This window comes from Dolichospermum sp. UHCC 0352 (assembly GCF_009711925.1).
In the GTDB taxonomy this organism is placed as follows: Bacteria; Cyanobacteriota; Cyanobacteriia; order Cyanobacteriales; family Nostocaceae; genus Dolichospermum; species Dolichospermum lemmermannii.
Genome location: NZ_VIKY01000285.1, coordinates 1 through 11,697, shown reverse-complemented (window position 1 = coordinate 11,697; position 11,697 = coordinate 1). Strand labels below are relative to the sequence as shown.

Genomic DNA, 11,697 nt, shown 5'->3' with positions numbered 1-11,697 from the left:
TCGTATAATCATGCAATGTATTGTTAATCGCCGCGATCAGTTTTCAGCAGTTGGTCGGTATTGGTTCCCAGAACTGAGTCAAATTGAGAATTTAGAAAAATTTGGTGCTTACTCAAAATTTCCCGGACACGGACACAACTATGTCTTGTTCATTTCCATGATTGGGGAATTAGATGAGTATGGTATGGTACTGAACCTGTCTGATGTCAAGCACGTCATCAAAGAGGAAGTTACCAGTCAACTAGATTTTTCCTATCTGAATGATGTGTGGACAGAATTTCAACAAACTCTCCCCACTACGGAAAATATGGCGCGAGTGATTTGGGAACGTTTAGCACCCCATTTACCTTTGGTGCGCGTCCAGTTATTTGAACATCCTCAACTTTGGGCTGATTATCAGGGAGAGGGAGAAAAAGCTAGTTTGACTATCAGGACTCATTTTAGCGCTGCTCACCGTCTAGCTCCTAACCTCAGTGTTGATAAATATGGTAGATGTACTCAGACTCACGGTCATAATTATCATCTAGAGGTGACTGTGGAAGGGGAAATAGACTCCCGTACTGGCATGATTGTGGATGTAGCTGCTTTAAATCGAGTGGTGGAAGATTATGTGGTGAGAATATTTGATCACTCTTGTGTGAATGAAGATATTCCTTATTTTGCCGATATTGTACCAACTACAGAGAATATTTCCCGTTACATTCATGGTCTTTTAGAATCACCCATTGATGAATTGGGAGTGAAACTAGCCAACATTAAACTGTTTGAAAGTCATCAACTTTGGGCAGATTATCCGGGTAAAGATAGGTCAGGCTATCTGAGTATTAGCACTCATTTTAGCTCTGCTCATAGATTGGCACACCCTGATTTGAGTTTGGCAAAAAACACGGAAATTTATGGTAAATGCGCTCGTGTAAATGGACATGGACATAATTATCAATTGGAAGTAACGATAATTGGGGAAATTGATTCCTCTACGGGTATGGTTATTGATTTGGGGGCTTTAAATCAGATAATTACAGATTACGTGATTGAGCCATTTGATCATACTTTCTTAAATAAGGATGTTGCTTTCTTTAATCAAGTTGTGCCGACTGCGGAAAATATTGCTCTTTATATTAGTAATACTTTGCGATCGCCTATTCAAGAATTGGGTGCAACTCTTTACAAAGTTAAACTGGTTGAAAGTCCTAATAACGCTTGCGAAATCTATGCGGCTGATTCTGAATCCATATCTGTTAATGCAGCGGTAAGTCAACCAGTATTGGCAATAGTTTAAACACATCCAGATCCCCGACTTCTCAAAGAAGTCGGGGATCTATATTCCTAACTCCTCTTTTAATTCAGCCAATGTTTGAGGAGTTTCCATTTCTGTTTGGGTCCATTCTAAAGCCCGAAATAAACGTTTAGCGTTTTCAGGTGATCTTAACTACTTAAAAATATCTGTTCCATTGGTTGCTGATTAAACCATTGACTAACTTGGGGGTTGGGAGCTTTTTTAACAAACTCAGACATTACACAAGTATCAATTAGATAAGTCATAGTTCAAAATTCCTGCCTGTGTCTTTATCACGTTCAAACAATGAGGCAATATCATCTTCGGCAGATTCATCATCTATAAAACGTAATCGCTCAAATAAAGGCAGTTCTTTTTTTTGTTGCTGCAAGTAATTGGATAATATTTTAATGACTGCTTCCTGTGCATTTTCATAGTGACTGACTGCGATAATTTCATTAATTAATTCATCATCTATTGTGATAATAGTCATTGTTTTGTTCTCCGTTATTTTCATAATGCTAATTATCGGTTAAACAAATGCCGACGACTGGCTAAACTGCGTAAATAGCGATAAATTAACCAAGCTAAAAGTCCTAAACCAAAATTGAATAATAGTTCTTGGACTATAAACCAGAAAATTTTCGGATCAAACCAAAGTTCCCACCGCAAAGGACTAATTTTTCGGGCTAGAATCAATAATCCAAATAGAGAATTTCCGCCTAGTGATAGGATTAACAATACTAAACCCCTTTGCCAAGTGCGAGCGGAGGATGTATGTCCAGAAATTAACACTAAAGGATGTTTTCTCTGGAGTTTTCGCAGTAGTTGTTCCCACCGCCAAAACATCCATAATAGTAAAGGAAATAACCCATAAATGAGTAAATTTGTGGGCTGCGAAAACCTCACAGAAATAGATAAAATATTGACTAAAGCATGAAAGCAAACAGAATTTAACCAAGCGATAAAAATTAAATCCCGATCTCGATTTAACCTTCTACTAGCAGAAATATATATCCCTAAAGCGTACCCCCAAGGAGCAGAAAACATCGCATGAACTGGAGTACCAATAATGCGGTCTAGAATTGAAGATGTGCCGTGAGATAAATAAATCCAGGTTTCTTCCGCAGTGAAACCTAAAGCCACGGCTATGGTAAATAAAAAAACTGTAGTAGCTCGGAGATGATACTGACGTTGTAAATAGCAAATGGGCAGAATAACTGCTACTAATTTACAACCTTCTTCAATGGGAGCGATCGCTAATATTTGCCGAAAAACGACACCAGAAAAATGACGCTGGATCTGTTGCCAGTCTAAAACCCGGTTAGCTACATTTTCCATAGCCCATTCCAAGCCCAGAGCAGCAAAACCAGAGATAGCGCCAATAATGAACAAAATCAATAAATTTAACCACGGTGGGGCAGCAGGAGTTCTGCGGTAGTAAAACCACAAAAACAACAGGGGGGGGATAACTGCCCACAGCACTAAATATAAATTAGCCACTCACCTGAGCAATGATAGTACGGTAACGAGGACTATTGCTAGTAATAGTAGGAGCTTGTAAACCTGCCCCAATTAGGGCTTGTTCAATGTCCAAACTAAAATATTCATCTAAATAAGGTTCGGTACTTTTAAGCAACGTCAAAATATAAGTTGGCATTTTTTTGTAATTTTCCGATTTGGGATTCATGTCCGTAGATTCAGCTTGATCATGTACCCAGTTGATTTGGGCAAGACGACGTTGTTTAGTCCGATAGTTAGCTACAGCTAGAAGGTAAGGAGATAAGTCTAAACCAGTAATTTTGGCTTGGGGATATACTGCCTGTAAGGCGAAGGTACTTAATACCACTGCACATCCTAAGTCTAATATATCTTGCGCTTGGTGAGAAATCTGTGCAATTCATTTTTGTCTTTGACACTCTTTTTAACTTATGACATATTTACCAGATTTGAGGCTATATTTAGTGAATCTGGCATTTTCTCAATTTATGCTAATTTTGAATTCTCAGGGTTTGGGCTGTAAGATAAACTTTTGTCCATTCACCTAGAACTTGATGGGTTTTCAGTTGTAGTTCTTGGGCTATGACTTCTATGGAGTTACCTGCTTTGCGGAGGTTGAGGATTTGTTGTCCTATGGGAGTGATTTTTTCTGAAAGTTGTTGCCATTGGGTTTCTGTTAGCCCTAAATTATGTTCTTCTAGGGAAATGGACAACCAGTGATCAATTAGTTCTGGTTGGCCTTTAATGGCAAAGACTCGCACGGCATGATAACTGAGTTTTTCTCGCAGCCGATATACTTCTTTAATGGGTTTGTTGAGTTGTTTGGCAATTTCTTCTTGGGATTTGCCTTGCAGATATAAGCGCAACCAATCTACTGCTTGTTGTCCAATATTTTCTAATAAGTATTGTTCAAATTCTTGCTGTACAAGTTGACGGTTAGCTTGTTGTTCTTCTAAGTGTTGGGTTTCTTGATATTGAGCGATCGCTTGATTATCAACTAAGCTAATCGGATTGTCGTTATTTTCTGTGAGAATTTCCTCAGAAACAAGTTTCACTAATTCGCTAGTAGGTACTTGTGTTAAGCCTCCTCTCTGGATTTTTCGCAGGTAGTTAACAAAGCGGTACATTAATATCGGTTGATTCCGAACTGGACGCAAACAATATTCTTCTATGCTGGCAAATAGTAACGTATCCCGCAATCTTTTGTCCGTTGTGATTGCGGTAATGTGAGTCATTTGTTGTTGGATATATGAGTCACTTTGCATCAGTTCTTGGAGGACCTCTTGCAGCACATCAATAACGCTTCGTTGGCGATCGCGGCTGAGAGATATCCACATCTGAATTTTGTTTCTTACCGCCACTACACTACTCAAGCGGCTAATGAGTTGACGATAAGCCTTTTCTCTGCTCATACCTAAATAGCGTTTGTGCAGAATTCGCCACCGATATTCCATTGCTTGTTTAGCAATTTCTAGTTCTTTGGGGTTAAGTAGATCAAACCGTGCTAAATCCACTCCCAAAAGCCAATTAAGAATACTTTGTCTAGTAGCCTGACTTTGTTCTGGACATTCTGTAATTAGTCGCTGTTGCCAATATTGAGCTAAATTTACCCCATCTTGTGTCATAGCAACATTGCGCTCCTTGAAATTAGATTTAGCGATTTAGTAGCAGGTAATAACTCCTAATTGATTCGTTCCATAGACCGTAATATCAAATTAAGATGAACCTACATTGAATAATATTTCAAGAATAATTAACCGCAGATTAAGACGGATGAATTAATAAATTTGATGTAAAGATTCAGCCGTTATGGGATTACGAACATAATAATATTGTGGACTATTGATGCAAGTTGCTATTTAGGGAAAGAGGGAATAGGGGTTTATTACCTATTACCCATTGCCCACCTAATAGATGAAATTAGATCCTAGCAGCACCGATAATGGGATTTTCCACAGATTCTCGATACTGTTGAACGTCTGCTGTATAAGCAATTGGCAATACAGCTTCTACGTTTTCATGGGGACGGGCAATAATTACCCAGGATTCGAGAGTACCACCATGAACTTTTTCTACAGCATCCACACCGGCTGCCATAGCGGCTTTAACTTCGGAAACATCACCACGAATATTGACGGTAAAGCGAGCGCTCCCAACTCTGATATAACCAACGAGGGTAACTCGACCGGCTTTTACCATTGCGTCTGCTGCTGCGAGAACGGCGGGAAAACCCTTAGTTTCTAATGATCCAACTGCCTGTGATGACATTTTTAATCTCCTGTTTTGAATATAAAGTTATCGGTTGCTACAAGTTAATTTTTATGAAGAAATGCTTCAATTTTTCATAGCGAACTTACTTAGAAAATACGGAAAGGTTCAGATTTGGAGGTGAAGTGGATAGGTAAGACTGTTTCCACATTTTCCGGGGGGTTGGGAATAATGTAGTGGGTAATAACCTCACCGCCATAAACTTCTTCACCAGCAACAATTCCAGCGGCTACGGCTGTTTGCACTTCCGCAACGTGGCCTCTGACAGCAACTATCATGCGACCACTTTCCGCGATACCGTAATAAACAATCGTGACACTAGCAGCTTTGACCATTGCGTCTGCTGATGCTAAAACCGCAGGAAAACCTAATGTTTCAATTGCGCCAACTGCCATTGGCATGGCTTAAATCTCCTACTATCGGGATAATTGATTCCTATTTTACGTGGATTGTGTCCCTATTTTAATTTTTGCGGAAATTTTCTTTTTTAATTGGTGACTGGGTATTAGCTAAGGGACTTGCAAGAAATAAATTATCTCAATAAACGAACCACAGAGGCACAGAGAACACAGAGAGAGAATTTTTGCGTCAGTTTTGGGACATTTTTTTATTTGGGAGTCCCTAAGGTGATCCGCACTGATGTAAACTGGAGTTTATGTTTCCAAGTTTTCTTCCTGCCGCAGTTGGGCAACTCACAGAACCAACATCCATCGCTTTGGCTCAAAATATCCAAAGTCAGGCGATTATTACTCATGCCGCCAATGAACCCATTAATACCACTTATGTCCAACAAGGTCATGGTGGTACACCGATTTTATTAATTCATGGTTTTGATAGTTCGGTGCTGGAATACCGCCGACTTTTGCCTTTACTAGCTGAAAAAAATGCAGTTTGGGCTGTAGATTTATTGGGATTTGGCTTTACAGATAGATTACCGGGGATTGCTTACAGTTCGGTCACGATTAAAAACCATCTCTACTCATTTTGGCAAACCCTGATTAACCAACCTGTGATTTTGGTGGGTGCGTCAATGGGTGGGGCTGCGGCTATAGATTTTACCCTCACTTACCCAGAGGCGGTAAAACAATTGGTATTAATAGATAGTGCGGGTTTGAAAGGTAATTCCCCATTAAGTAAATATATATTTCCACCTTTGGATTATTGGGCGACGGAATTTTTGCGAAATCCCAAAGTGCGGAAGAGCATTTGTCGAACTGCATATAAAAACCCAAATCTGATCTCCGAGGATGCTTTGTGCTGTGGAGAATTACACTTACAAATGCCTAATTGGACTCAAGCCTTAATTGCCTTTACCAAAAGTGGCGGTTATGGTGCTTTTAAATTTCCCCAACTTGCCAAAATTGCACAACCAACTTTAATTTTATGGGGTGATAGTGATAAAATTTTAGGAACTGGGGACGCTCCGAAATTTGCCAAAGCAATTCCCCAAAGTCAGCTAATTTGGATTAAAGATTGTGGTCATATTCCTCACTTGGAACAATCACAAATTGTCGCTGAACATATATTAGAGTTTTAGCAACAAGATCCCCGACTTCTTCAAGAAGTCGGGGATCTAAATTCTTAACTTCAATCATACAACCAAGTATTTTTGGAAAAATCCTCACTGTCTTGATTGGGTTTTTCTTGAAGTCGTTCTATTGACCTATGAGATTTTTTGTATTGAATGGATTTGGAAATTTGACTAGCTTGTTGACTAAGTTGTGAATGAGGTTGTTGACTAGGTTGTTTTAAACCCTTGATTTCTTCTAGTAACTGAGAGTTGGAATCTGCTAGTTGTAAAGCGGTTTGTTTTGTTTCGTAAAGTTCATTTGTCAAACGTTCTACCAATGCTTCTTTTTCTGAAAAAGCTGTTTGTAAATCACTAATTTGCTTGATTAAAGTAGATTCTTTTTGTTTTAATGTAGAAACTGTTTGCTGTAATTCTTTAATACTGGCTTCTAGTTCTAACTGATTATTATCCGTTTGTACTTGGGTTTCCAATACTGCTTCAGCCGAAACTTCAATTACAGGTTCATTTTGTAAGGGTATAAATTTTGTGGTTTCTTCTTGTATTAAGTTAGAGAGATTTTTTTTAGGCATTACTTTATCAACTCCAATTACGCCGTCATTATTTAAGTATACGTCTGGAAGTGACAATAAAATCTTATATTCCCAATTTCTTTGCAAAATCAGATTTCAAGAATTATTGACCGCAGATAAACGCAGATAAACGCAGATAAATACGGATGAATTATTGATATTAGTGCAGATAATAGATAAAATCAAGATGTTTAATTACCTATCCTTTTTCTGTTTTGGCTACTATATCTTGTCCTCGTTGTCATCAAATTATTGATAGTCAAGCAATTACTTGTCCTCAGTGTCGGCTATTGCTGAAAGCTTATGGACATCCTGGTATTCCTTTGCACCGCGCTCAAGGAAATGATCATCTATGCGACAGTTGTAGCTATCACTTTGATCATACCTGTAACTTTCCTCAATATCCCTATGCTCAAGATTGTACTCTCTATCAAAATATAGAAGAAAGTGAATTAGAATCGCAAAAGCAAAATTCTAATTATAACTTGAGTACAAGGGTTAATAATTGGATAAAACGCCATCAAACTTTGTTATTAATACTAACTTTGTTATTAGTTTGTTTATTAATAACCTTGTTCAACTCTTGATATAACAGAATCACGAAAACTGCCCTTAAACTGTCTTTACTTCTAAGTTTTCTGGCATAATTTCCCCAGTTGATGAAATCTCTTCCGCAAATATTTCTAAATCAAACCAAAAAGTAGTACCAATACCAACTTCACTTACCAAATTAACTTGACTATGATGTCTGTCCATAATGTTTCTGACAATTGATAAACCTAAACCTGTTCCTTCTAGAGTATGAACTCTATTTTCTACACGAAAGAATCGGTCAAAAATTGCCTGTTGATCTTCTGGTGCGATACCAATTCCTGTATCACTAATTTCAATTCTCACTTTACCAGAATGATGCTGAGAATGAGAATTAGCATCTAGTTGATAAGCACGGATAACTACCTTACCACCAGCTAGACTGAATTTAAGAGAATTACCAATTAAATTCCCAAAAACTTGCAGTAACAAGTCATAATTTCCTAGAACAAAAGGTAAATCATGAGTCAGTTCCTGGCACAGTTCAATACCTTTATCTTTAGCATTAAGCTGATAAGTCCGTAATGTCTGTTCTATTGCTTGTGGTAAATCTACCTTATCAAAAGTGTAATTCCGACCAGATTCAAGTTTTGATAAATCTAAAACATCATTAACCAAGCGGGTGAGTCTATCAGTTTCATTATTAACTGTTTGCAAAAATTCCTTGCGTTCATCAATACCTAAATCTTCGCCATAATCATGTAAAGTTTCAATATAGGTTTTGATGTTAAATAAAGGAGTCCTTAATTCATGGGAAATATTGCTGATAAACTGGCTTTTAGCTTCATTTAGTTCCACCTCCCGGCTAATGTCTTGGACAGTGATAGCTATACCTTTAATACTTTCCCGTTGGAGGTTAAGAACTGTGGTTAAAACAATGCGAATTGTGCGTTGAGTAGGTTGTTTGAGGAGGATACGAAATTCAGCACTTTCACATTCACCTGCTGCCATTTCATATAAAGTCCGGGATATTTCCATTTGGACAGTATGGGGTAAGTGATGGAGTATATTACTACCAACAACATCCACACTTTCCCAATTAAAAATCCGTTTAGCAGTGGGATTAACTAATATTACTTGCATATTATTATCAATCAAAACTGCACCATCAGCAATGGTGGAGACTAAGGTTTCTAATTTAGCTTTTTCGGCAGTTAATTCTTCAATATTTTGTTCTTCATAACGTTCTAGCCGTTCTGCCATTTCATTGAAGCTGAAAATTACTTCTCCTAGTTCACCACCGAGAGGGATATCTATGCGCTGTTTAAAATTTCCAGCCGCAATTTGTTTAACACCTACTAGCAATTCTTTAATAGGTTTAGTAATAGTTAAAGCATTAATTACTCCTGCTAAAATCACCATGACCCAAATTGTGATAAAAACGGCAATGGTAACATCACGGGTGAAATTAGTGGATATGACTGCGATTTGGTTAGGGTTAATACCAACTGCTAATACACCTAAGTATTTTTTATCTACTATTAAAGGCACAAATACATCTGTAACTGCACCATCGGGGGTGTTATGCTGCCTAACCATTGGTTGATCTTGATTGTCAGAATAATCTTCTGGTAGTTGGATATGGCGCTTAATAGTGAGGGAGTTTTCTACCTCTGGTTCCCAAAAAGGAAGACCAAAAAACATTTGCCCAGTTTCATCAGCGTATAACATATAACGCACGCTAGAAGTGGCACTGAAAAAACGTTGAGAAAATTGGGCAACTTCAGTTAAATTGTGATCAGCAATTAGGGGGGCTACATTTGCGGCCAGGAGTAATCCTAAATCACGACCAAAGCGGGTATCATTGAGACGTGCATCTTGCTGAATTGTGTTTACAGCCCAGAAGGTCAAACCACTCATGACCAAGGAAACCATGAGGGTGGCGACGGCTAGGAGTTTGGTCTGAAGGGTAAACTCTGACCACCAATTGGCGAGTGCTTTTGATGCACCAGAGGCGAATTCATCTCGGAAATTTGTAAAAAGAGCCAGCATCTTAAAATACGGTTGTTAGTAGTTCGTTGTTTTCTATCCCAAAAACTAAAAATTGCCAGTTAATTTTCCAAACGTGCTAGGAATTGGCAGGAGGGACAGGGGACAGAGGAAAGAATATAGTTGATCTTTTACCTCTTCTTTTCTAATTTAACTATGTTTTTGGAGTAATCGTAAAAACTTAGTTGCAAGAAAGGTAATGTGATGGGACTATTACAATGTAAAATACGTAATCATCTAGAATCCAAAATTGAGAATATTTCAACTTTCTAGGGTTAACAAACATTCTCACTCAGTCAATTATCCCCAAAATACTGATAACGTAATTAAATTTTTCCTATTCTATCTATGAATTCTCCGGAAACACCACGTAAATCACCCACCCAAGCAATAGGGGCAAAAATTTTCCACTATTGTAATTTCATCAGCTTATTTATTATGATCACCAGTGGATTGCAAATTTATAATGCTAATCCTGTTTTTGGCGGACGTGGTGGATTATATATTTTCCCCCTGTTTACTTTAGGTGGTTGGTTGGCTGGAGGTAGACATTGGCATTTTGCAGCCATGTGGCTATTTTCTCTGAATCTTTTCTGCTATGGAATTTATATTTTCGTTACCCAACGCTGGAAAAATAGATTTGTTAGCGAAAAAGATATCAAGGCATTACAAAAAAGTCAGAATCACCAACGTTTAAATTATGCTTGGCATCGAATTATTTATACAGCAATCATTCCTATTTTATTACTGGCAATATTTACAGGCATAGGAATGTACAAACCTGCTCAATTTTATTGGATAGTTGATATTTTTGGCAGTTGGCAAGCATTAAGAATTGTCCACTTTGCTGCTGTACCAACAGTGGTAATATTTGTCTGGCTTCACTGGAAGTTAGGGCAGAAGGTAGGGGGAAATCCCCTGACAAAATCTATATTTTTGTAAAAAATAGCAGAATTTAGGCATCAAAATGAATAATCATGAATTTACCCGAAGAAGGTTTTTACAACTTTCTGGTTTATCGAGTATGAGTTTATTACTTGGTGGTTGTGGTACACCTATATTTGCAGATTTAGTAGGGAAACTTTCTGAACCTCTCAATCAGAAATTTGAAGAATTGATATTTCAGCCTCAAAAGCCAGTTCCAGAATTTTTACCTAATCAAATTGAACCAAATAAGTTAATAATTAATAGTTTTAAATCTACACCAGTTATTGATCTAGCAAAATATCGTTTAATTGTAGATGGTGAAGTAAATCATCCGCTGAGTTTGAGTATGGCAGATATTCAAGCCTTACCCCTTACTTCTATGATTATTCGTCATGTTTGTGTAGAAGGCTGGGCGGCAATTGTGCAATGGGGTGGCATTCGTTTGCGGGAAATTATCGCCCTTTCTCAACCTAAATCCTCGGTTAAATATGCCTATTTTAAATCAGCAGATGGTTATTATGAAAGTTGGGATATAGCCTCAGCTTTACACCCACAAACCCTATTAGCTTATCAAAAAAATGGTGCAGCTTTGCCTGTGGAAAATGGTGCGCCTTTGCGGTTAGCTTCACCCATTAAACTTGGCTATAAACAAAGTAAATGGGTGACACGAGTTACCCTCACCAGTAAATTATCAAATGCTCAAGGTTATTGGGAGGATTTGGGTTATGAATGGTTTGCAGGATTGTAAATAAAGTAGGAGTCAGGAGTCAGGAGTCAGGAGTCAGGAGTCAGGAGTTCAGGAGTCAGGAGTCAGGAGTCAGGAATCAGGAGAAAGAAAATTATCTAATTACCACTGACAACTGACAACTGACAACTGACCACTGTACGGGCGAAGCATTTGGAGAACTATTTTTGGCAATGACCGATAATTTATCTTCCAAATGCGACCACTGTACGGGCGAAGCATTTGGAGAACTATTTTTGGCAATGACCGATAATTTATCTTCCAAATGCGACCACTGTACGGGCGAAGCATTTGGAGAACT

12 protein-coding genes and 4 pseudogenes are annotated in these 11,697 nt (G+C 38.1%); 7 read left to right on the top strand and 9 right to left on the bottom strand.

What is annotated here, in order from left to right; genetic code table 11:
* Positions 1 to 10 precede the first annotated feature (10 nt).
* Together FJR06_RS25010 and FJR06_RS25005 are read left to right on the top strand one after the other, a co-directional pair.
* A pseudogene (locus FJR06_RS25010) lies at positions 11 to 784 on the top strand (6-carboxytetrahydropterin synthase); the annotation flags it as partial.
* Positions 785 to 814: 30 nt separating this feature from the next.
* Positions 815 to 1,279, top strand: a pseudogene (locus tag FJR06_RS25005) (6-pyruvoyl tetrahydropterin synthase family protein); the annotation flags it as partial.
* Positions 1,280 to 1,538: 259 nt separating this feature from the next.
* Here FJR06_RS25005 and FJR06_RS20690 read toward each other — a convergent pair.
* The 6 genes and pseudogenes from FJR06_RS20690 to FJR06_RS20665 form a co-directional block, all read right to left on the bottom strand.
* Positions 1,539 to 1,769: a type II toxin-antitoxin system VapB family antitoxin gene (locus FJR06_RS20690; RefSeq protein WP_041458611.1), complete on the bottom strand. Its 231-nt coding sequence runs from the start codon at positions 1,767 to 1,769 to the stop codon at positions 1,539 to 1,541.
* A 32-nt stretch (positions 1,770 to 1,801) separates the two neighbouring features.
* On the bottom strand, positions 1,802 to 2,779 hold the full coding sequence (locus FJR06_RS20685) for a PrsW family intramembrane metalloprotease (protein ID WP_168652180.1): 978 nt from the start codon (positions 2,777 to 2,779) through the stop codon (positions 1,802 to 1,804).
* Positions 2,772 to 3,173, bottom strand: a pseudogene (locus tag FJR06_RS20680) (trans-aconitate 2-methyltransferase); the annotation flags it as partial. The gene FJR06_RS20685 and the pseudogene FJR06_RS20680, both read right to left, overlap by 8 nt.
* 94 nt (positions 3,174 to 3,267) lie before the next feature.
* Positions 3,268 to 4,401 (bottom strand): HetZ-related protein 2, encoded by a 1,134-nt coding sequence (locus tag FJR06_RS20675; RefSeq protein WP_168652179.1) that lies wholly within the window; start codon positions 4,399 to 4,401, stop codon positions 3,268 to 3,270.
* Between the two features lie 295 nt (positions 4,402 to 4,696).
* The gene (locus FJR06_RS20670) at positions 4,697 to 5,044 is read right to left on the bottom strand and encodes a carbon dioxide-concentrating mechanism protein CcmK (RefSeq protein ID WP_015083688.1); all 348 of its coding nucleotides are present in this window, start codon (positions 5,042 to 5,044) and stop codon (positions 4,697 to 4,699) included.
* 89 nt (positions 5,045 to 5,133) lie between these two features.
* Positions 5,134 to 5,445 (bottom strand): carbon dioxide-concentrating mechanism protein CcmK, encoded by a 312-nt coding sequence (locus FJR06_RS20665; RefSeq protein WP_015083687.1) that lies wholly within the window; start codon positions 5,443 to 5,445, stop codon positions 5,134 to 5,136.
* 254 nt (positions 5,446 to 5,699) lie between these two features.
* On the opposite strand from FJR06_RS20665, the gene FJR06_RS20660 reads away from it, so the two are divergent.
* Positions 5,700 to 6,581, top strand: coding sequence for an alpha/beta fold hydrolase (locus FJR06_RS20660; RefSeq protein WP_168652178.1), 882 nt, complete (start codon positions 5,700 to 5,702; stop codon positions 6,579 to 6,581).
* A gap of 50 nt (positions 6,582 to 6,631) precedes the next feature.
* On the opposite strand, the gene FJR06_RS20655 is transcribed toward FJR06_RS20660, so the two are convergent.
* Positions 6,632 to 7,144, bottom strand: a complete 513-nt coding sequence (locus tag FJR06_RS20655; protein WP_015083685.1) for a hypothetical protein — start codon at positions 7,142 to 7,144, stop codon at positions 6,632 to 6,634.
* Positions 7,145 to 7,359: 215 nt separating this feature from the next.
* On the opposite strand from FJR06_RS20655, the gene FJR06_RS20650 reads away from it, so the two are divergent.
* Positions 7,360 to 7,731: a zinc ribbon domain-containing protein gene (locus FJR06_RS20650; RefSeq protein ID WP_168632372.1), complete on the top strand. Its 372-nt coding sequence runs from the start codon at positions 7,360 to 7,362 to the stop codon at positions 7,729 to 7,731.
* Positions 7,732 to 7,756: 25 nt separating this feature from the next.
* On the opposite strand, the gene nblS is transcribed toward FJR06_RS20650, so the two are convergent.
* Positions 7,757 to 9,727 carry a two-component system sensor histidine kinase NblS gene (nblS, locus tag FJR06_RS20645; protein ID WP_015083683.1) on the bottom strand — a complete coding sequence of 657 codons (1,971 nt, stop codon included), beginning with the start codon at positions 9,725 to 9,727 and terminating at the stop codon, positions 7,757 to 7,759.
* Positions 9,728 to 10,072: 345 nt separating this feature from the next.
* On the opposite strand from nblS, the gene FJR06_RS20640 reads away from it, so the two are divergent.
* From FJR06_RS20640 to FJR06_RS24795, 3 genes are read left to right on the top strand one after another with little or no spacing between them, the layout of a single operon-like run.
* Positions 10,073 to 10,666 carry a cytochrome b/b6 domain-containing protein gene (locus tag FJR06_RS20640; RefSeq protein WP_015083682.1) on the top strand — a complete coding sequence of 198 codons (594 nt, stop codon included), beginning with the start codon at positions 10,073 to 10,075 and terminating at the stop codon, positions 10,664 to 10,666.
* A 25-nt stretch (positions 10,667 to 10,691) separates the two neighbouring features.
* Positions 10,692 to 11,399 (top strand): molybdopterin-dependent oxidoreductase, encoded by a 708-nt coding sequence (locus FJR06_RS20635; protein WP_015083681.1) that lies wholly within the window; start codon positions 10,692 to 10,694, stop codon positions 11,397 to 11,399.
* The gene (locus FJR06_RS24795) at positions 11,381 to 11,515 is read left to right on the top strand and encodes a hypothetical protein (protein WP_256369533.1); all 135 of its coding nucleotides are present in this window, start codon (positions 11,381 to 11,383) and stop codon (positions 11,513 to 11,515) included. Before FJR06_RS20635 ends, FJR06_RS24795 begins: the two co-directional genes overlap by 19 nt.
* Here the strand turns inward: FJR06_RS24795 and FJR06_RS20630 are convergent.
* A pseudogene (locus tag FJR06_RS20630) lies at positions 11,491 to 11,697 on the bottom strand (hypothetical protein); the annotation flags it as partial. The gene FJR06_RS24795 and the pseudogene FJR06_RS20630 sit on opposite strands and share 25 nt — an antisense overlap.

What these genes read in the sequence shown, in the direction of transcription:
- FJR06_RS20690 (WP_041458611.1), bottom strand. Translation starts at nt 1,769, where the DNA reads ATGACTATTATCACAATAGATGATGAATTAATTAATGAAATTATCGCA.
- FJR06_RS20675 (WP_168652179.1), bottom strand. Translation starts at nt 4,401, where the DNA reads ATGACACAAGATGGGGTAAATTTAGCTCAATATTGGCAACAGCGACTA.
- FJR06_RS20670 (WP_015083688.1), bottom strand. Translation starts at nt 5,044, where the DNA reads ATGTCATCACAGGCAGTTGGATCATTAGAAACTAAGGGTTTTCCCGCC.
- FJR06_RS20665 (WP_015083687.1), bottom strand. Translation starts at nt 5,445, where the DNA reads ATGCCAATGGCAGTTGGCGCAATTGAAACATTAGGTTTTCCTGCGGTT.
- FJR06_RS20660 (WP_168652178.1), top strand. Translation starts at nt 5,700, where the DNA reads ATGTTTCCAAGTTTTCTTCCTGCCGCAGTTGGGCAACTCACAGAACCA.
- FJR06_RS20655 (WP_015083685.1), bottom strand. Translation starts at nt 7,144, where the DNA reads ATGCCTAAAAAAAATCTCTCTAACTTAATACAAGAAGAAACCACAAAA.
- nblS (WP_015083683.1), bottom strand. Translation starts at nt 9,727, where the DNA reads ATGCTGGCTCTTTTTACAAATTTCCGAGATGAATTCGCCTCTGGTGCA.
- FJR06_RS20640 (WP_015083682.1), top strand. Translation starts at nt 10,073, where the DNA reads ATGAATTCTCCGGAAACACCACGTAAATCACCCACCCAAGCAATAGGG.
- FJR06_RS20635 (WP_015083681.1), top strand. Translation starts at nt 10,692, where the DNA reads ATGAATAATCATGAATTTACCCGAAGAAGGTTTTTACAACTTTCTGGT.
- FJR06_RS24795 (WP_256369533.1), top strand. Translation starts at nt 11,381, where the DNA reads ATGGTTTGCAGGATTGTAAATAAAGTAGGAGTCAGGAGTCAGGAGTCA.